Origin of the sequence: Pseudomonas pisciculturae (assembly GCF_015461805.1) — a bacterium.
Lineage (GTDB): Bacteria > Pseudomonadota > Gammaproteobacteria > Pseudomonadales > Pseudomonadaceae > Aquipseudomonas > Aquipseudomonas pisciculturae.
This window is the reverse complement of record NZ_JACVZE010000010.1, coordinates 106,879-125,761: the sequence shown is the minus strand read 5'-3', so window position 1 is coordinate 125,761 and position 18,883 is coordinate 106,879. Positions and strand designations below refer to the sequence as shown.

At 60.3% G+C, this 18,883-nt stretch carries 19 protein-coding genes and 1 tRNA gene; 10 read left to right on the top strand and 10 right to left on the bottom strand.

The features are described from left to right. Positions 1-11 precede the first annotated feature (11 nt). Complete coding sequence (locus ICY20_RS24515; RefSeq protein ID WP_159957391.1) at positions 12-227, bottom strand: hypothetical protein; 216 nt, start codon at positions 225-227, stop codon at positions 12-14. A 140-nt stretch (positions 228-367) separates the two neighbouring features. Here ICY20_RS24515 and ICY20_RS24510 point away from each other — a divergent pair, with 140 nt between their 5' ends. Next, positions 368-1,651, top strand: coding sequence for an arsenic transporter (locus ICY20_RS24510; RefSeq protein WP_194938828.1), 1,284 nt, complete (start codon positions 368-370; stop codon positions 1,649-1,651). Between the two features lie 82 nt (positions 1,652-1,733). Further along, on the top strand, positions 1,734-2,351 hold the full coding sequence (locus ICY20_RS24505; protein WP_194938827.1) for a LysE family transporter: 618 nt from the start codon (positions 1,734-1,736) through the stop codon (positions 2,349-2,351). A gap of 6 nt (positions 2,352-2,357) precedes the next feature. Here ICY20_RS24505 and ICY20_RS24500 read toward each other — a convergent pair whose 3' ends face one another. Continuing rightward, complete coding sequence (locus ICY20_RS24500; RefSeq protein ID WP_194938826.1) at positions 2,358-3,056, bottom strand: tellurite resistance TerB family protein; 699 nt, start codon at positions 3,054-3,056, stop codon at positions 2,358-2,360. A 123-nt stretch (positions 3,057-3,179) separates the two neighbouring features. Here ICY20_RS24500 and ICY20_RS24495 point away from each other — a divergent pair, with 123 nt between their 5' ends. Next, on the top strand, positions 3,180-3,707 hold the full coding sequence (locus tag ICY20_RS24495) for a DinB family protein (RefSeq protein WP_194938825.1): 528 nt from the start codon (positions 3,180-3,182) through the stop codon (positions 3,705-3,707). A 125-nt stretch (positions 3,708-3,832) separates the two neighbouring features. Then, a complete protein-coding gene (locus tag ICY20_RS24490) occupies positions 3,833-4,114 on the top strand; it encodes a hypothetical protein (protein ID WP_159957381.1) in 282 nt (93 codons plus the stop codon). 124 nt (positions 4,115-4,238) lie between these two features. Here ICY20_RS24490 and ICY20_RS24485 read toward each other — a convergent pair whose 3' ends face one another. The 8 genes from ICY20_RS24485 to deoR all read right to left on the bottom strand — a co-directional run bounded on the left by ICY20_RS24485 (position 4,239) and on the right by deoR (position 12,958). Continuing rightward, positions 4,239-4,913: an HAD-IA family hydrolase gene (locus ICY20_RS24485; RefSeq protein WP_194938824.1), complete on the bottom strand. Its 675-nt coding sequence runs from the start codon at positions 4,911-4,913 to the stop codon at positions 4,239-4,241. A gap of 12 nt (positions 4,914-4,925) precedes the next feature. Next, on the bottom strand, positions 4,926-5,954 hold the full coding sequence (locus tag ICY20_RS24480) for an ABC transporter permease (protein ID WP_194938823.1): 1,029 nt from the start codon (positions 5,952-5,954) through the stop codon (positions 4,926-4,928). 4 nt (positions 5,955-5,958) lie between these two features. Further along, positions 5,959-7,446, bottom strand: coding sequence for a sugar ABC transporter ATP-binding protein (locus ICY20_RS24475; protein ID WP_194938822.1), 1,488 nt, complete (start codon positions 7,444-7,446; stop codon positions 5,959-5,961). Then, complete coding sequence (locus ICY20_RS24470; RefSeq protein ID WP_194938821.1) at positions 7,439-8,413, bottom strand: sugar-binding transcriptional regulator; 975 nt, start codon at positions 8,411-8,413, stop codon at positions 7,439-7,441. Before ICY20_RS24470 ends, ICY20_RS24475 begins: the two co-directional genes overlap by 8 nt. Next, positions 8,410-9,930, bottom strand: coding sequence for an FGGY-family carbohydrate kinase (locus ICY20_RS24465; RefSeq protein WP_194938820.1), 1,521 nt, complete (start codon positions 9,928-9,930; stop codon positions 8,410-8,412). Before ICY20_RS24465 ends, ICY20_RS24470 begins: the two co-directional genes overlap by 4 nt. A gap of 81 nt (positions 9,931-10,011) precedes the next feature. Continuing rightward, positions 10,012-11,028 carry a galactitol-1-phosphate 5-dehydrogenase gene (locus ICY20_RS24460; protein ID WP_324187963.1) on the bottom strand — a complete coding sequence of 339 codons (1,017 nt, stop codon included), beginning with the start codon at positions 11,026-11,028 and terminating at the stop codon, positions 10,012-10,014. Positions 11,029-11,071: 43 nt separating this feature from the next. Continuing rightward, on the bottom strand, positions 11,072-12,046 hold the full coding sequence (locus tag ICY20_RS24455; RefSeq protein ID WP_194938819.1) for a substrate-binding domain-containing protein: 975 nt from the start codon (positions 12,044-12,046) through the stop codon (positions 11,072-11,074). Positions 12,047-12,199: 153 nt separating this feature from the next. Then, on the bottom strand, positions 12,200-12,958 hold the full coding sequence (gene deoR / locus ICY20_RS24450) for a DNA-binding transcriptional repressor DeoR (protein WP_159957367.1): 759 nt from the start codon (positions 12,956-12,958) through the stop codon (positions 12,200-12,202). A gap of 142 nt (positions 12,959-13,100) precedes the next feature. Here deoR and deoC point away from each other — a divergent pair, with 142 nt between their 5' ends. From deoC to ICY20_RS24420, 6 genes are all read left to right on the top strand, one after another. After that, positions 13,101-13,781: a deoxyribose-phosphate aldolase gene (deoC, locus tag ICY20_RS24445; RefSeq protein WP_194938818.1), complete on the top strand. Its 681-nt coding sequence runs from the start codon at positions 13,101-13,103 to the stop codon at positions 13,779-13,781. 137 nt (positions 13,782-13,918) lie between these two features. Then, a tRNA-Leu gene (locus ICY20_RS24440) sits at positions 13,919-14,005 on the top strand. A gap of 449 nt (positions 14,006-14,454) precedes the next feature. Further along, a complete protein-coding gene (locus ICY20_RS24435) occupies positions 14,455-16,647 on the top strand; it encodes an ankyrin repeat domain-containing protein (protein WP_159957363.1) in 2,193 nt (730 codons plus the stop codon). A gap of 102 nt (positions 16,648-16,749) precedes the next feature. Continuing rightward, on the top strand, positions 16,750-16,989 hold the full coding sequence (locus ICY20_RS24430) for a hypothetical protein (RefSeq protein ID WP_159957361.1): 240 nt from the start codon (positions 16,750-16,752) through the stop codon (positions 16,987-16,989). Beyond that, on the top strand, positions 16,986-18,215 hold the full coding sequence (locus ICY20_RS24425; protein WP_194938817.1) for a B12-binding domain-containing radical SAM protein: 1,230 nt from the start codon (positions 16,986-16,988) through the stop codon (positions 18,213-18,215). The genes ICY20_RS24430 and ICY20_RS24425 overlap by 4 nt, the downstream gene beginning before the upstream one ends. Before the next feature lies 1 nt (position 18,216). Beyond that, a complete protein-coding gene (locus tag ICY20_RS24420) occupies positions 18,217-18,837 on the top strand; it encodes a dTMP kinase (RefSeq protein ID WP_194938816.1) in 621 nt (206 codons plus the stop codon). The last annotated feature ends 46 nt before the right edge of the window (positions 18,838-18,883 follow it).

Here is an 18,883-nt window from a genome sequence, read left to right as displayed (position 1 = left end):
AACGATCTTGCTCAGGCAAGCCTGACCGACACCAGCTCCAGCGAATCCCGTGCCTCGCGCAGTTCGTAGGCATCCTGGTTCAATCGGTGGATGGTATTGAGCAAGCGTTGGCGCAGCACCTCGTCACCAAGCTTTTCGACGGCGCGCATCAGGTCAAATGCCGCCGTTTCGTTATTTTCTGCGACGGCATCGAGGGTCTTGCGCAAATTGCGAGTGGCACGGGTCACGCGGTTACTTCCTTTATCATCAATGGTCGGGCACTTTAGGACACGCGTGTTTCATTTTAATTTCAGATACTTGTGGCTGAATTAATAGACGTTGGCGCAGGTCAATCTTTAGGCTCTTTTTAGCCTTCTCGGGGACATTCATGCTTATTGCCGTTGGCATCTTCTTGCTCACCATCGTGCTGGTCATCTGGCAACCCAAAGGCCTGGGCGTAGGCTGGAGCGCCAGCCTGGGTGCAATCCTGGCGTTGGCCTGTGGCGTGATCAGCCTGGCGGATATTCCAGTGGTGTGGCACATCATCTGGAACGCCACCGGCACTTTTGTCGCACTGATCATCATCAGCCTGCTGCTGGATGAGGCGGGCTTCTTTGCCTGGGCAGCGCTGCATGTGGCGCGTTGGGGCCGTGGCCGGGGTCGGCGGCTGTTTGCTTATATGGTGCTGCTGGGCGCGCTGGTGTCAGCGCTGTTTGCCAATGACGGTGCAGCGTTGATCCTGACCCCTATCGTCATGTCGATGCTGCTGGCGCTGCGGTTTTCCCCGGCGGCGACCTTGGCCTTTGTGATGGGCGCGGGGTTTATCGCCGATACCGCGAGCCTGCCGCTGGTCGTGTCGAACCTGGTGAATATCGTCTCCGCGGATTATTTCAAGATCGGTTTTAACGAGTACGCGGCGGTGATGGTGCCGGTCAACCTGGTGAGCGTGGCAGCGACCTTGGCGGTGCTGCTGTGGTTTTTCCGCCGTGATATTCCAGCGACCTACGACCCGGCCGACCTGGATGACCCCGCCAGCGCCGTGCACGACCGCGCCACCTTTCGCGCCGGCTGGTGGGTGTTGGGCATCCTGTTGATCGGCTGTTTCGCCCTGGAACCCCTGGGTATCCCCATCAGTGCGATTTCTGCGGCGTGTGCCCTGCTCTTGCTGGTGATCGCCGCCAAGGGCCACAAGATTTCAACCCGCAAGGTGCTCAAGGAAGCACCTTGGCAGATCGTGGTGTTCTCCCTGGGTATGTACCTGGTGGTCTACGGTTTGCGCAACGCGGGGCTCACCACTTACCTGGCGACGTGGCTGGATACCTTCGCCGCCCATGGCGTGTGGGGCGCAGCACTGGGCACCGGCCTGCTGACGGCGCTGCTGTCGTCGGTGATGAATAACCTGCCAACAGTGTTGATCGGTGCGCTTTCGATCGAGTCCAGCCATGCCGTGGGCGTGATCAAGGACGCAATGATCTACGCCAATGTGATCGGCAGCGACCTGGGCCCGAAAATCACCCCCATCGGCAGCCTGGCGACGTTGTTGTGGTTGCATATCCTGGCGCGCAAGGGCATCACCATCACGTGGGGTTACTACTTCAAAGTGGGGATCGTGCTGACGTTGCCCGTGTTGCTCATCACCCTTGCCGCTCTCGCGTTGCGCCTGACGCTCTGAATCAGGGGTTTTGATCATTCAGCAGTCGATTTGCTGGCCGCTGCCAGCGTATGCTTTCGCACTTTCCTGAAAGGACGCGGGCATGCTGTCGATCTTCTTTTATGCGCTGGTATTCGGTTTTGTCTTTTGCCTCTCCCCCGGCGCCGTGCTCGCCGAAACCCTGCGCCGCGGCTTGCTGCATGGCTTTACTCCGGCGCTGCTGGTACAGGTCGGTTCGCTGGTAGGCGACGCCGTTTGGGCGGTGATCGGCCTCACCGGCATCGCTTTGTTGATCCAACATGACGCCGTGCGCGTGCCACTGACTGTTGCCTGTGCGCTGTACCTGGCCTGGCTTGGCGTGCAAAGCCTGATGGATGCACGGCGCCTGCCCCAGGCAGACAGCGTGTCGGCTGGGTCCAGCAAAAATGCGTTGGCAGTGGGCGCCGCCATCTCGCTGGCCAACCCGAAGAACATTGTCTATTGGGGCGCGCTGGGCAGCGCGTTGTCAGGCATCGTCGGCGCCACCCCGAGCCACGGGCAAACCCTGATGTTCTTTGCAGGTTTCATGTTGGCCTCGGTGCTTTCATGTTTCCTGATCGCAGGGTTGGTCAATCTATTACGCAAGAATGCATCTCCAACCTGGCAACGCGTCAGTCATGGCGCTTGCGGGCTGGTGTTGATCTATCTGGCCGTGTTGGCCGCCCAAGGCATCGCCAATTAAAGATAGCTAGACCGTTTGATGGGCTTGTTGCTCCAGATGCACTTGCAATTGCGGGTCGATTTGCAATTGAGCCGCGAGGTCGTCGAGGTAATTGCGCTCCGCGTCCTGCTGGTCGTCTACCAGCATCACGCTGGCCAGGTAGACCTCGGCCGCCACTGCCGGGTCATTGGCGAATTCGGCGAAGTCTGCCGCATCCAGGGGCTTGGCGACTTCGGCGTCGAGCCACTGCTGCAACTGCGGGTCATCCGTATGTCGGCCCAACTCACTGGAAATCAGCTGCTGCTCTTTTTCATCAATGCGCCCGTCGGCCTTGGCAGCCGCGATCAAGGCGCGCAACACCGCATGGCTGTGGGCTTCGGCTTGCGCGCCATCGAGTTGGTCCACGGTCTGCAGAGACTGCTGCGGCGCACTCGCCTGCTGACGCTGCCAGGCTTGATAGGCCTGGAAGGCCGCCATGCCAAGGGAGGCCAGCGCTGCGTAATTCATGCCGCCAGACCGCCCCTGGGTTGGGCGCGACGCAGCGCCACCGCCAAGCATGCCGCCCAGGCCGCCCAATAAATCACCCAAACCACCACCCGCTGAGGCATTGCCGGTACGGTTGCTTTTCAATAGCCCCCCGAGCAACCCGCCCAGGCCACCGCCCGAAGAGGCCCCTCCCGATTGCCCGGCGCGCAAGAGCTGTTCGAGTAGATCGCTGGTGTTCATGGTGTCACCCTCCCAGGGCGCAGTGTTGGCGTCTAACAACCATAGCCCGCACCAGCCGGAACACCATGACCGCCGAGCGGCCGCGGCTTATGATGGCATCACTTGCCTTCGAGGGAACCTCGCGTGAACCGGACCGAACACATCATGCTGCTGGCGCGCTACAACCAATGGATGAACCGCAAGCTCTACGATGCGGCCGGCAAGCTGAGCGACGCGGATCTGCGTCTGGATCGACAGGCATTTTTCGGCTCGATCCTCGGCACGCTGAACCACCTGGCCTTGGGTGATACCGTTTGGCTCAAGCGCTTTGCCCGGCACCCGGCGGGCTATGCAAGCCTGAGCCCGCTGGACGCTATTGCTGCGCCTGCCGATCTCAAGCACCTGGCCTTTGCCGATATCCGCGAGCTGGCCGCCTATCGCGGCTGGCTTGATCAGTTGATCATCGACTGGGCTCACACCGTGCAAGCGCCCGATCTTGACCAGCGCCTCACGTACCACAACATGCGTGGCATGGCGGCAGACAAGCCCTTCTTCAGCCTGTTGGTGCATTTTTTCAACCATCAGACGCACCACCGAGGCCAGGCGACCACCCTGCTGTCCCAAGCTGGGGTGGATGTGGGCGACACTGACCTGTTGGCGCTGATCGACTGAAGATCGAACGTCGTCACCCTCGTGGGGTCGTAACTTCAGGTGCCGGGGCTTTTGCTGCTCCCGCCCTCCCCGCGTGCATTGTGGGTCTACCGATGCGCGCCCCCCCACAAGAAGGAGACGCTTACATGGTCATTCACTTCAAGGTCGCTGGTCACTTAGCCTGTGGCCACCACGGCACCAACCTCCCTTCCAGCACTGAGCTGAACCGGGTCAAATGCCGTACCTGCCGCAATACCGATGCCTACAAGGAAGCGCGCCGCGTACAGCGCAATGCGGCGCGCCGAGCGAACCGTAAGGCCAAGGCCCATCCCGCCGGTGATTGGCGCAGTGTGTGGACCCAGCGGCTGACTGACCTGCCAGGGTTACAGCGGGTGCCTCGTGGGTTTCATGGGCAGCCATTCGTTTAAGGTCACACCTGGCCAAATGTGGGAGCGGGCTTGCTCGCGAATGCGGTGTATCAGTCGACAGATTCAGTGGCTGATGTACCGTATTCGCGAGCAAGCCCGCTCCCACATTGGTTCTGCATCGGTCTCAATATTGCGGTAAGCCCCACTGCTCTGGCTCGAAAGCTTCGAGACTGAGCAGCCGCCCGTCAGCATGTCGAAACTTCTCTTCAGGCATCGCCGGGTCCGGGATCGCGACCGCATACATCCCCGCCGCCTTCGCCGCCGTAATCCCAAACGGTGAGTCCTCAAACACCAGGCAATCGGCCGGATCGACACCCAAGCGTCGGGCCGCCACCAGGAAGATATCCGGAGCTGGCTTGGCAGCACCCACCTGCGGATCGTCCGCCGTGACAATCGCGTCAAACAACCCAAACCATTCCCGATGCCGGCTGATCTTCAAGTCGAAGTAATCCCGCGATGAGCTAGTGCCCACGGCAATCGGCACACCCTGGGCCTTTAAATGCCGCACCAGTGCTTCGGCACCCGGCATGGCGCCAGCGTGGGGAAAACGCTCGTTCATCAACGGAGTACGCAGCTCCAGAAACGTCTCGGGGCTGATGGGTAACTCCAGCGAGCGCACGATATAGCTCGCCAGGTCGTACGCCCCCAGGCCAATGGTGTTCTGCTTGAACTGCCAGTCAAATGCCCGGCCGCCGTAGCGGTCGGAAATGATTTGCGTGACCTCGGTATAGACGCCCTCGGTGTCGAGCAACAGGCCGTCCATATCGAAGATGACGGCCTTGATCTGTGGTGCATTCATCCGTTTCTGTCCTCAGGTGCGCCCAGCGTAATGGTCGATCAAACGGTTGAGCAAAATCGCCAACACAATGATCACGCCGGTAATCGCCATTTGATAAAACGAACCCAGCCCGAGCAAATTGAAGATATTGCGCAGCACTTGCAGCAACATCACCGCAACCGCCGTGCCCACCACGCTGCCTCGCCCACCGAACAGGCTAGTGCCGCCCAGCACCACGGCGGCGATGGCGTCCAGTTCCAGGCCCTGGGCCGCCGTGGGTTGGCCGACGTGCAGGCGCGAGGTCATCAGCAGGCCGGCAAATGCCGCCAAGCCGCCGCAGATCGCAAACACCCCAATGGTCACCGCCCGCACCGGCACACCGGACAAGCGCGCCGCTTCGAGGTTGCCCCCGGTGGCCAGCACGTACTCGCCAAACACCGTGTAGCGCAGCACCAGCCAGGCAATCACGGTGATCAGGATAAAAATCAGCCCCAGCACCGGAAACACAATGCCGGCGCTTGGCAAAATATCGATCATCGACGAGCCAAAACCGGTGAAGCTTGCCGGCAAGCCACCAATGGGCGCGCCGTCCGAGGCCAGAAAGGTTGCGCCCCGTAACGACACCAACCCGGCCAGGGTGATGATAAAGCTCGGCACTTTACCGAACACCGTCAGGCTGCCCATCAAGGTGCCAATCGCCAACCCCACCAACAAGGTGGCCGGCACCGCCAGCCAACCGCTGACCTGGTTTTGCAACAGCACCGCCACCAGGATGCCGCCGAAGGCGCACAAACTGCCCACCGACAGATCGATATTCGCGGTAAGAATCACAAAGGTCATGCCGATGGCAACAATGCCGACAATAGCCCCTTGCTGAAACAGGTTGGCGATGTTGCCGAAGGTCAAAAAATCATCCGACAAGAACGTTGCTACCACCACGGCGAACAAAAAGATAAATACGAAGTTGTAGCGCATCACCCATTCCAGCACTGCGCTGCGACGGTGGGTGGTAAGGGCTATAGGCTTGTCGAACACGGGTGTCGGGTTACTGGCGATAGTCATGGTTCTACACTCTTTTACCAATAAGGATGGCCTGGTCGATCTGGTCACGACTGGCACTCAGTGGGTCGAAACACACCGCGTTGCGCCCTTCGTGCATGACCCAGATCCGGTCACAATTGACGTACAACTCATCCAGCTCGCTGCTGGCCACCAGCACGCCCGCGCCTTCCTGCGCGAGGCTGCGCGCCAGGGCGTAAAGGTCGGCCTTGGCGCCCACATCGAGGCCACGGCTGGGCTCGTCGAGCAATAACAAGCGCGCACCGTCGATCACCCACTTGGCCATCACCACCTTTTGCTGATTGCCACCCGAGAGCTGGCGCACCGGTTGCTCCAGGTTGTCGAGCTTGGTTTGCAGGCGTTGCAGCACCGGGCCGGCGCGGTCCTTGGCTTGGCGGTGGGAATACCAACGCAAATGGCGCGCATGCACCAGGCAGGCGTTGCGGTAGATCGGCGCGTCCAGCAGCAGGCCTTCGGTCTTGCGGTTTTCCGGGACCAAGCCGACGCCCTGGCGGATCGCCTGGCGCGACGTCAACGGGCGATAGGTTTCGCCAAACAGTTCGACATCGCTGTCATTGCGCCCCACGCCAAACAAGGCCTTGAGCAAGGTGCTGCGGCCTGCACCGTTGAGCCCCGCCAGGCCGACGATTTCACCCTGGCGTACCTGCAAGTCGCGCACGTCCAGGCCTTGGGCGCCTTGCAAACGCCGGATATTCAGCGCCAATGCCTCTCGTGGCGGCTGGCGCGGGCTGCGCTCCAGCAGGTCGCGGTGCTCGCCGACCACAGCGGCAATCAGCGCCTGATCATCGATCTGCGCCAGTTCATGGGTTTGCAACGTGCACCCGGCACGCAGCACGGTGACCCGGTCACCAATCTCACGGATCTCGTTAAGTCGATGGCTCACATACAACACCGCAACGCCCGCAGCGGTGATTTCGCGAATCACCTGGAACACCTGCTTGAGCTCAGTCTCATTCAGCGCGGCCGACGGCTCATCCATCACCACCACCTTGGCCTCGCAGGTCAACGCACGGGCGATCGCCGCCAATTGCTGATTGGCAATCGACAGGCTGCCAACCCGGTCGGTACTCGCAAAATTGGCCCCGACCCGCAACAGCGCCGCCTTGGCCAACGCGCTGCGCTTGCCCCGGTCGATCATGCCGAAACGCCGTGGTGCGTAGCCGAGCATCAGGTTTTCTTCGACGGTCATCTGCGGGATCAGGTCCAGTTCCTGGTAGATCATCGCGATGCCAGCCTGGCGCGCCTGCTGTGGGTTCTTCAGCTCCACCGGGCGACCTGCGATGGACATATCGCCGCCATCCGGGCGATGGGCACCGGCGACGATTTTCAACAGCGTGCTTTTGCCCGCGCCATTGGCGCCGAGCAGGCAATGCACTTCGCCGGGCCGCACGTCCAGGGATGCATCGGTAAGAGCAATCACGTTCGGCGGAAACCGTTTGCTGACGTGGCGAATTTCCAGGGCCAACTCATTCATGATCCTGCTCCAGCAAATAGCGGGCGGTAGCGGCGTCGGTAGCCAGCACGTTGACGTAACCGGCCTTGACGCTGGCGTGCACGATGCGGTGCTTGTGGGCACCGACGCACACGGCAATTGACCAGGTTTTTTCACGCAGGGCCGATAGGCGCAGGCCCAGGGTGCGTTCGTCCAACTCCGGCAGCACGGGCTCGCCGTCCATGCCGATAAAGCGGCCCATGATGTCGCCGACCGCGCCGAGGCGCTCCAACTCGGCAAGCAAAGGCCGGTCGATATAACCCGACTCCATCAACACCGAATGATCAGACAACTCCCCCAGACTGAAACACGCCACCGGCGCTTGCTCGCCAAGCCGCATGACCTGGGCGATGACCGGGTCTTGCTCCAGCGCTTGCCGGGTGTGGGCATGGCCGAGGATCGCCGGCACCGGCAGCAAGGTGGCTTGGCCTCGCGCCGCCTGGGCAAAGCGTTCGGCAACGTTATGGTTGGGCTCTCCGGTAGAGCGCGTATTGATCGCGCCATTGAGCAGCACCACATTGACCCCTTCGTTCCAGCGCGGCACCAGCCATTGGGCCATCTTGGTCAGGGTGCGCCCCCAGGACACGCCTATCAGCGCGGGCTGAGGTTGCAAGTTGCACAGGTAGCGCGCAGCGGCTTGGGTAACCACGTTCAGCGCATCGTCATCTTCCACGTCCAGCACCAAGGCTTCGCGCAAGCCGAAGCGGCGCTGCAAGGCCACTTCGAGTGCAGGCACTCGGGCCGAATGGGCAACGATGTCGATACGCACCACCCCACAATCCCGAGCATCGCGCAGCAGGCGGCTGACTTGCCAGCGGGTCAGGCCGGTTTCCTTGGAGATCTCGCTCTGGGTCTTTTCCAGGTCATAGTAGAGCTTGGCGACCTGCACCATCAGGTCATCGCGCTGGGAGTCGCCGGTGAGTTTGGGGGACAGCGATTCGGCGCTCATGCTGCTGGCCTTACACCGAGCACGCGGTTCGCCGGTGGCTTGCAGCTGATGGGCGCCACGCTGTCGGTGGCGGCACGGTAACGGTCGAGCAGTTCGATGTACTGTTCGTGGGCGTACGGGTCCGGATCGATCAGGCGGCCAACGGTGGTGAAATCGGTGGCGGCTTGCTGCAAATCGCTGAACTCGCCAAGGGCGCAGGCAGCCGCGGCAGCGGTGCCGATCAGGGTGAGGTTGTCGTGAGGCACCATTTCAAAGGGCACGCCGGTGGCGTCGACCGTTGCCTGCAACCACAGCGGGTTCTTCTGGAACCCCCCGGCAGCGACCACGCGGGTAATCTCGATGCCTTCGCTGCGCCAGGTATGAAAGATGTTGGCCGAACCCAGTGCGATGGCTTCAACCGAGGCGCGGTAGAGGTCATGCCGGTCATGGTTGAGGGACAAGCCCATGATCGCCCCGCGCATATCCGGCGAGCGATACGGCGTGCGGTTGCCCATCCAGTAATCAAGCACCAACAGGCCGGTGGAGCCCGGCTGCAACTCGGCCGCCTGACGGATCAGCTTCTGGTGGCCAGCATCGTCCAGGCCGAACATCTTTTGTGCCAGCCAGTTGAGGATCGACCCCGCCGAGACCTGCCCGCCTTCCATCAGCCATTGGCCATCGAGCAACGCGTCGGGGTAAGGCCCCCAGATACCCGGTACGTCGATACGCTTGGGCGTGTGCATTAGTTGCACCACCGATGTGCCGCCGATGAACAGCAGCTCACCGGCGCCCGTAGTGCCCGCGCTCAGCATGGCCATATGAGCATCGATACCGCCTTGCGCCACCAACGTTTCACGGCTCAGGCCCAGGTGATTGGCCGCCTCGCCGGTCAACGGGCCGATACGCCCGCCGACCTTGATCACCTCCGGTGGCAGTTTTTCTGCAAGCTCCGGGATGCCCAGTTCGGCATAGAGCTCAACAGGGAAGCGTTGTTGCAGGGTGTCGTAGTTCCATTTGCAACTGGCGTTGAGTTGTGACGCCACCCAGCGGCCGGTGAGCTGAAAGTTGATCCAGTCCACCGCTTCGCAGATACGTGCGGCGCGCCGATAGATCTGGGGCTCATGCTCGGCCAGCCACATGGCCTTGGGCACCAGCCACTCCACCGCATCGCCGCCCTGATTCATCATCGGGTGCGTGATATGAGCGGTGCGCGCCGATTCCACCGCCGCGCGGCAATCCATCCATAACAATGCAGGGGCCAGGGGCTGGCCGTCGGCCTGGGCAGCCACCACTGTAGATGCAGTGGTTGCGACGCACACCGCTGCCACTTGCGGGTGCCCAGCCTGGCTCATCAGTTGCCGGCACGCCTTGCCCAGTGCCGACCACCAGTCGGCCGGCGCCTGCTCGGCCCAGCCCAACTGCGGGTATTGCGTGGTGTAGGACGCCTCGGCCACCTGCACCAGTTTGTGGCTGTGCAGGTCGTATAAGCCAGCGCGCACACCACCTGTTCCGAAATCCAGTCCCAACAACAAGGTCATCGGTAGTCCTCCTGCGTCTTTAAGTGCCGACGCTTTTTGTTTTTAGCCCTGCAACACGAGGGTTGCAGGGCTGGCGTTGCATCACGGGCGGAAAATGACCTTGGCAGCCACTTCACTGCGGTCTGCGTAACGCTGGAACATCGACGGCAGTTCAGCCAGTGGCAGGTCGTGGGTGATCATGAACTTCCACTTCAGCTCACCCGTGGCCAGCTTGTCGATAGAGGCGGTCCACTCGTCCCCTGGGAAAGGTGCGGAGAACGAGTTCCAGGCGCCGTGCAGGGAGATTTCCTGGCGCAGGAAGTGGGAAAAGGTCGCGGTGCTCAGCGGCACTTCGCCAGCAGGAATACCGATAAACACCACGTGACCACCGGCCTTGGTCAGCTGCACAGCCTGGTTGATGGAGCTAGGGTGGCCCGCGGCTTCGATCACCAGTTGGCAACGCGGCAAGTCCGCATCCGAGGCGCCACTGAGTAAGGTGTGGGTCGCACCGGCCTCTCGGGCCATGGCGAGTTTTTCTTCAGCGATGTCGATGGCGACGATGTCCTTGGCGCCCATGATGCGCAGCCACTGGATCACAAACAGGCCAATCGGCCCGCAACCCACCACCGCCCCGCTCTGCCCGGCCTTGAAGTCCGACTTCCAGATGGCATGCAGGGCAATCGCCGCAGGGTCTACCAGCGACGCGGCAATCGGGTCCATGCCGACGGGCACTTTGATCAGGTTGCTCAGCGGCACGTTGACGAATTCGGCGTAGGCGCCATCACGGCGGCTGCCAAAATAGTCGTAGCGCTCGCAGCGCGACGGAAAGCCACGGGCGTACTGGTCGCTGGTGACATCGGGGATCATCGGCGGCACGGTCACCAGTTCGCCGATCGCGTAACCCTCGATGCCGCTGCCGATCTCTTCGATATAGCCGGCAAATTCATGGCCGCAAATCAGCGGCATCACGTGGGCGCCCTTGCTCAGCATCCGTGGAATATCCGAACCGCACACCCCGCACGCAGCAACGCGCACCAGTGCGTGGCCAGCTTTTACCGTAGGTTTTGGAACGTCTTCGACCCGGATATCACCCGGTTTGTACATGACGGCAGCTTTCACAGTGAAATCCCCTGTTGAGTAGACAATGCAGTGGTGGGCTCGCTTAGAGCGCGCCGGGGCGGTATTCGCCAAAGGTGGCGTCGTGCTTGACCTCGGCCGCATTGGCCTTGGTCACGACTGTGGTGCCGGCATCGACGAACGCCGGGATGGTCTTGCCGCTCACCAGGCCGCGGGCCGCTTCAATCGCGACTTCGCCGAGGTAGCGTGGGTCATTGAGGGCGGTGGCGACGTATTGGTCGCCATTCTGGATGGCGTTGATGGCTTCCGACAGGCCATCCACACCGGCGACCAGTACGTTTTTCTTGCCGCTTTCGTTAAGCACTTGCAGGGCACCCATGGCCATGTCGTCGTTATGGGCGATAACGGCCTTGAGGTCGGGGTGGGCTTGCAGCAGGTCTTGCATCGCCGTTACCGCGTTGGCGCGCATATATTCGCTGTAGGGGCCGTCGATAATCTTGAAGTCAGTACCGGCCAGCGCCGTGTGGAAGCCTTTGCGGCGTTCCTTCATGACAGTGCCGCCAGCATCGCCCTGAATCTCGATGATCTTGCCGGTGACCACGCCTTTTTGCTTGAGTGCTGCCACCAGCGCCTTGCCGGAAAGCTCGCCCATCTCTGCATTGTTACGGCCAATGGTCGCGGCGACGGGGGCATTGATGGCGCGGTCCACAGCGATGACCGGCACCTTGGCGCGCTTGGCCGCTTCGAGCGAGGCACCAACCGCATCCGGGTTGACTGCGTTGATGATCAACACATCGACCTTACGGGTCAGCAGGTCCTGGATATCATTGTTCTGCTTGCTGATGTCGCCGTTGGCATCGAGGAAAATCAGCTCGTCGCCGTCTTTGGCTGCAGCGGCTTTGGCACCGTCGCGCAACTGCACATAGAAGGGGGATTGGAGGGTGACCTGGCTGAAACCGATCTTCAGGTCCTTGGCCTGGGCATTCAATGCCAGCACCGAGGCCGCGACAGCCAGGGCAAGGGACAGCACATGAACAGGTTTACGGGCTATCTGTAGCATGGTGATTCCTATTTTTATTGTTGTCTGGATTCGGGCGCGGCCTTCAGCGAGGCCGTGCTCACAAATGTGAACCGCGATCACATTTGAAAACTATGCCTTGTGCCCGAAGGTGTCAAGGCTATTTTGTTAGAATCCAAACATACGATATAAAAATCACACCATCAGTATTGCGCCGCCCTCCTGGATGACTTTCTGCTGGGCGGGGGACAAGCCTGGGTCGCTGACCACCCGCTGAAAATCCGCCAGCTCGGCGAAATGCGCGGCGCGCACCTGGTCGAACTTACTGTGGTCGGCCACCAATACACAGGTCTGCGCCCGCGCCATCACACGCTGTTTAACGTCCACTTCATTGAGGTTGTAACAGGTCACGCCATGGGCCGAGCTGACCCCGGCAGCAGAGATGAACGCCCAGGCGACGCGTATGCCATCGATGATTCCAGCCTCGGCGCGGCTTTCGAAAACGAGGTTGCGCCGATCCAGCATACCGCCGCAAAGAATCAGCGTGCATAGCGGCTTTTGCTGGAGTTTGAGCATTACGTTGAGGGAGTTGCACAGCGCGGTGAACTCCAGATCATCGGGCAACGCATCGACGATAAACGGCGTGGTGGTACCGCAATCGATAAAAATCGTATCGCCCGGACGCACCAGGCTGGCGGCCTGCTGGCCGATCTGGCGCTTCTCGGCGATGTTGCGCAGGTCCTGCTCGGCCACTTGGTAATCGGGCTCCGGTGCACCGCTGCGCGTAACGTGGCCGCCCAACAGACGCAGGCCTTGGGCGTTGCTGACGAGGTCGCGGCGCAGGGTCATTTCCGACACGCCGAGCAACGCGGCCATATCCCGCAGGTGCACCGCTGCCACCCCTTGCAAGGCTTTGTGCATGGCTTTGAATCGTTCGGTTTTCTTTGAATCCACTGCGTACTCACCCTGATTGAATGCGGCCGAGTGACAAAACGGCTCACAAAATCCATTTACAATGTTATTTAGTTCACATTTAATGCATTCAACTTAACACAAACAGGCTTTTGCCAGCACCCTCCCCCACAGGACTTCTGCCATGCCCCAAGACACCGCGTCCCTCGCTGCCTATATCGACCACACCCTGCTGGCGGCCGATGCCTCCCAGGCAAGCATCCGCCAACTGTGCGAAGAAGCCCGTACTTATGGCTTTAAATCCGTGTGCGTCAACAGCGCCAACGTGCCGCTGGCCGTCGAGTGTCTGGCGGATGCACCGTCGCTGGTGTGCGCCGTCGTCGGCTTCCCGCTGGGAGCAGGCCTAAGCGGCGCCAAGGCCCATGAAGCTCACTTGGCCATCCAGGCCGGTGCGCGGGAAATCGACATGGTGCTGAACATCGGCTGGTTGAAAGACGGCCTGCTGGACCTGGTACGCGACGACATCGCCCACGTGCTCAAGGCCTGCGGCACGGTGCCGCTGAAAGTGATCCTGGAAACAGGCCTACTCAACGATGACCAGAAGACCCAGGCCTGCGTGATTTGCCGAGACTTGAACGTCGCCTTCGTCAAGACCTCCACCGGCTTTGGCCATGGCGGCGCCACATTGGCGGACGTGCGCTTGATGCGCGACGTCGTCGGCCCGCTGATCGGCGTGAAAGCCTCCGGCGGCGTGCGCGACGTGGCCACGGCCCTGGCGATGATCGAGGCAGGCGCCACTCGGCTGGGCAGCAGCTCCGGGATTGCGATTGTCAGTGGTGTGGCTGCGGTAGCGGGTGCTTACTAAGCGCTCTCTTAAACCCGGCGTAGATCACTGATCTATCAAGCTTTTTCCTGCACGTGCCGACGCAACAATGCAGCCATTCGACCTTGCATCAAAGCGCCTGGGTCTATATATTCCCAACCCTGCAACATCGCGCTGCCGCCCGAATGGCGAAACTGGTAGACGCATGGGACTTAAAATCCCCCGCTCGTAAGGGCGTCCCGGTTCGATTCCGGGTTCGGGCACCATCATTACGTTTCACGACCTCCTAGGAAGTCGCTGAAACCCACAGAGAACCTGCCTTGCGCAGGTTTTTTTGTTTTCAGGATTTTCTTCCGTATTCACTGCTGCCCAACATGTTTAGTACATCAACTTGTACATCCTGAGTTCGATTTTTGGTGATGTGCTAGATCGCACTCACTGACACGGCGCAGCATCGCGCCAACGGCTTGGCGGTGCCTGCAAGGGACCGTGCAATTTCGCTCAGGTGAATCCTACGCGCTCCCTCCTTGAGCTCTTCAGCCTGCGCCCAGATATCGCTGATGCTCGGCCCTAATTCCAGAGCAAGCGCCGCATGTTGGGTTGGTGCTGGTAACTGCTAGTGTGACGGTGAAAAGATCGCTCGGTAGATTGCCGCCACCAGCGGCTGGCCATTACTCTGCAATATCAGCAGCTGCTCTATGTTTAAGGATCAAGGATGAACCACTCTCTTCTGCCGAAACCTGGTGCGTCGCTTCGTTCACTCATTACCTCCACTGGATATCGGCCTCACTTTGTTCAGCGCGGTACCGTGAAAGACCTGGATGACCAGGCCGTGGAGGCGCGCCGAGGAAGCAACTATGAGTTGCTAACGCAGAGTGCAGAGCAATGGATCGCAGCGATAGACAAGGACGGCGGCCACGAATGGCGGCACCTGGTACGCTCAGGTTGGGCGCGTTATGCGATGGTCCTCAGGTACATGGCCCGCCAGGTAGATACCCGCACGCTCGGACGACCTGCTCGGCCGATCGCCTTGAGGCTTGTGCTCATTGAAATTGCGGCGATCATCAAGCGAGCGACGGCAAACATTCCTTCGATGCACGGCACTCGTTGGTGGGAAAGCCCTTTTGCTCATTGGTTGCGGGCGGCGCAGGCCCAGACTGGGCTACCGGGGCGCCTGATCCGCGACCAACTCGGCAATCACCGCGATGTAGACGTGCGGACACTTGAGCGTTGGCAAAATGGTGGACCGATCGGCAAGCTGAGTTGGCCCTACTTGGAGGCAGTGCGTGCGGCCTTCCAAGGCAGCTCGCTGAGTGAGGCACAAACCAAGCGCCTCACCGGCTGGCTCGCTATGGTCGTCTGGGTGCAGTCCTTCAGCCAATCATTACGCAAGAAAGTAAGCGCCATGGTCGACCAGCTGGAATTGCCCAAGCTGCGAACTCTTGATCAGGTTGTCGAGGATCTACACGGCACAGCGGCGCCGTTTGACGCCGACCTGCTGCAGCGGGTTGGTCCTGTAATCGTACGTCTCAATCAACTGCTTAGCGACGCCAAACAACACTGCGCTGCCATCGAACAAAACCTTAGCTTGCTCCACTCGTTGTGTGAGGTCGGGGGGCCAACTGCAGCAGCAGAATATCGGCCACTGTGGTTGTTGATGACTGCGCGGTACTACGCAGGGGTGGAACGCAAAGAGCAGGCGCTGTCCTACTTTGAACAAGCTCATCAGGCCGCCTGGTGGCGCGGTGGGCCAATCCAGCACGATATCCTTCGAGAGGCCCTGTGCTATGCGGTTGGGGTTAACGATAAGGTTCGCTCCAACCAGTACTGGGACGACTTGTACCTGCTCGGTTTGAATACGGGCCCTAAATCTGAGCTGGACAACCAGCATATGCGACGGCTATCACAAGAGTTCAACAACGTATTCGCACCGCTCAAAGCCGTAAAGCGCATCCCCGCGCCCTATCGCGACATTGTTATCGACCAACCTTTCAAGCTGTCAGCGAAGGACTTGGCCAAGCCCAATCGAATCAGCGCCGAAGCGCAAGGCAGTGTTCGCTACAGCGTATTTATGAGGGCGATCATGTTCGGGAGCCTGGCGGACGTGAAAGCACTGGTCGCGAAGGGTGCCAGCATGGACATCGTGGTCGAGGAGTCAGGCGAGCATCCGCTTATTACCGCCTTGCGAAGAGCTGAAGACACTAAAGACCTTGACGTAGTGAGGTACCTGCTGACCCTACCGATCGAGGCAAAGACGATTAACCTTGAAGCATCAACCCGCCGGCAGACTGCACTCTGGCTGGCTATAAACATCGGCGATCCCGAGATTGTCGTGTCTCTACTTGAGAAGGGCGCCGACCCGGCGCAGGCCTGCTACACCTCTGCGAGTTCACTCATCTACGCCATGGGCAAGCTCGCTGATTGCCTACTGCCGGATATGGTTCATCAGCGAGAAGCCTATCTTGCAGGGCGAACACCTGCAGACATCTACGATGCCAACGCGTCTGCGATTTTCGACATCGAGCTGGCCCCCAATAGACAGGCGCAATATGCGTTCCTTAACAACCCGATGGCTGCAAAGATCCACCAGGAAGCCATGGATCACTATCGAGGCGAGGCGCCGGCCCGGCGGGCAGTAGTGATGGCCTTGCTGGCTAACGACGCGGATCCGAACTGCCGCTATCCAGACACGAATGGCCACGATGGCTATTGGACGCCCACACTCAACGCAGCACAACTGGGGGATTTGGCGGTACTCAAAGCCATGATCAGTGCAGGTGGTGACCCCTGGCTATCCTTGGATAACGACTCGCCGCTAGCCCAAAAGGATGCCCTCTGGGCTGCGACACTCTACAAGCAGGACCATGTTGTCCAATACCTCATAGGGCACCTGCAGAGCCGGACCTAAGGCCCCCGGGCATTTTTCCATTTTTCTTTCTCTTTACTGTCGAGCCCCTCCCCCCGTCTCTGCGGCATCGTCCGCAAATCCAAACCCAGCAGAGGCGGCACCATGCACTTGAGCAACGATAAAAGCATCAACCAACTGGCCCAGGACCTATTGAAACAAGGATGGACGCTGATCAAGGGGCGCCACGGCAAGCTGGTCCCACCGTGCGGCCGCGGGCTGGTCATCGTACCCGGCACACCGGGTGACCACCGAGCCTTTCTGAACTTTCGCGGTGACGTGCGGCGGCGCCAGCATGGCCACGCAGAACGGTATCAACATGACGTCTATGGAGCTCAGCCATGAAACCTGTGGTTCTTGTATCGCTGGACTGGCGCCGCCCTCAGGATGGCCGTACCGGTCTTGGCATCGCCTCGATCGCCGCGGCCCTGCAGGCCGCGGGCGTTCCGTTGAAAATCGTTGACGCCCAGGTGAATAGCCCCAGCTTCTCGCTTGAGCAGGTTCAGCGCCAGCTAGAAGAGGCCATTTGCGAGGTAGGGCAACCTTGCCTGGTCGGGTTTGGGGTCTATGTATGGAACGACGACGCAGTGTCGCACCTGTTGCACCAGATCAAGCGACTTGACGTTACGGTAGTGCTGGGCGGCCCGCAGATTTCGTACATGAAAAGAGGCGCCCTGGAGGAGGCTTACCCAGAGGCCGATGTTTTCGTGCGAGGTCAAGGCGAAATGGCGATGGTCGCGCTTGCCACCGACGGACCAACGGTGAGCTGCGGCACCCACATGGCCGGCACTCCTGACCTCGGCGGTAAAGCCGATCACGACTTGCTTATTCTGCCCTCCCCTTGGCTGTCCGGTACCGCGCCGCTGCAGCGAAACATTCGCTGGGAAACTCAGCGCGGGTGTCCATTCAAATGCTCGTTCTGCCAGCACCGCGAGCCCGGTGTCAGGCTAATAAACCAAACATTCCATCAAGACCGCCTCGGTCGCGAACTGGCCCTTTTTGCAGCTCACGGGGTTGAACGGATATCGGTGTTGGACCCAATCTTCCACGCAAATCCACAACGTGCCATCGATATTTTGGAGCAGGCAAAGACCGCGGGGCTCACGGCGCATCTCGCCCTGCAGTGCCGCTTTGAAATGTGCACTTCTGCATTCCTGGACACACTGGATGGCCTATCCGTGACCTTGGAGTTCGGCCTGCAGACCATCATCGAAGCCGAGTACCGGGCGATTGGTCGCCCTAACCGCATGGATGTGGTGGAACGGACAATCCGCGATCTACACGCCCGCGGCCTGGACTTCGAGGTGTCCTTGATCTACGGGCTGCCGAACCAGACCTACGACTCTTTTCAGCAAAGCGTCGACTGGTGCGTGCAACAGCAAATCCCGCGAATTCGAGCCTGGCCACTTATGTTACTGCGCGGCACACCGCTCTACGAAGAACGAGAACGCCACGGCTTTGTGGAGCGAGGCGATCAGCACATACCCATCGTAATCGCGAGCAACAGCTTCACCGAAGCGGATCATGCCCGGATGGAGCACATTGCCGACATGCTTGAACAAAGGAGCTGACATGGCTGCATTCATTGCGTTGGAGGGGTTGGATGGTGTGGGCAAGTCCACCCTTGTGAAGGGGCTCGCTGAACACTTCGCGGGCGTGGCCATGAGCACTCCCGGTGATGCCCTTACACAGGCCAGGCCTCTTGTACTCACCGCTTTTGCCCATGACGAGTTGGCAAAGGCCCTGTTCTATGCCGCGAGTGTCTCCAGCCAAGGTAATGCAGCGAGACGGCAGGTCGAACAAGGGCACTGGGTGGTGATGGACCGTTACTGGGCTTCCACCATTGCTTACGCAAAAAGCCGTGGCGTGGTAGCTGATTTAGAGAGCCTTTCAAGGCATTTTCCCGTGCCCAATCTGACAATCCTGGTGCACCTTGATGAAGATGAGCGCCGAGCACGGCTATTCAATCGTGACGCGACACCTGAAGATCTAGAGACGTTGAACCCAGCTTTTCGCAACCGAGTGTTTGCTGATCTGCAGAATCGCTGCGACGGTATGGCCGACGTTACCGGGCTAGGTAAAGTAGATGCCGTTCGCACGCTGGTGAACTACATCAACACGACACTATCATCGACCTCCAGTCATCTGGGGTCGAACCCACGACCCAAGTTGTCGAAGGAGGATTACGTTTGAGCGTGGAGCCGCCCCTAACCCGCCACTTAGTTTCTGGTCGCCGCCA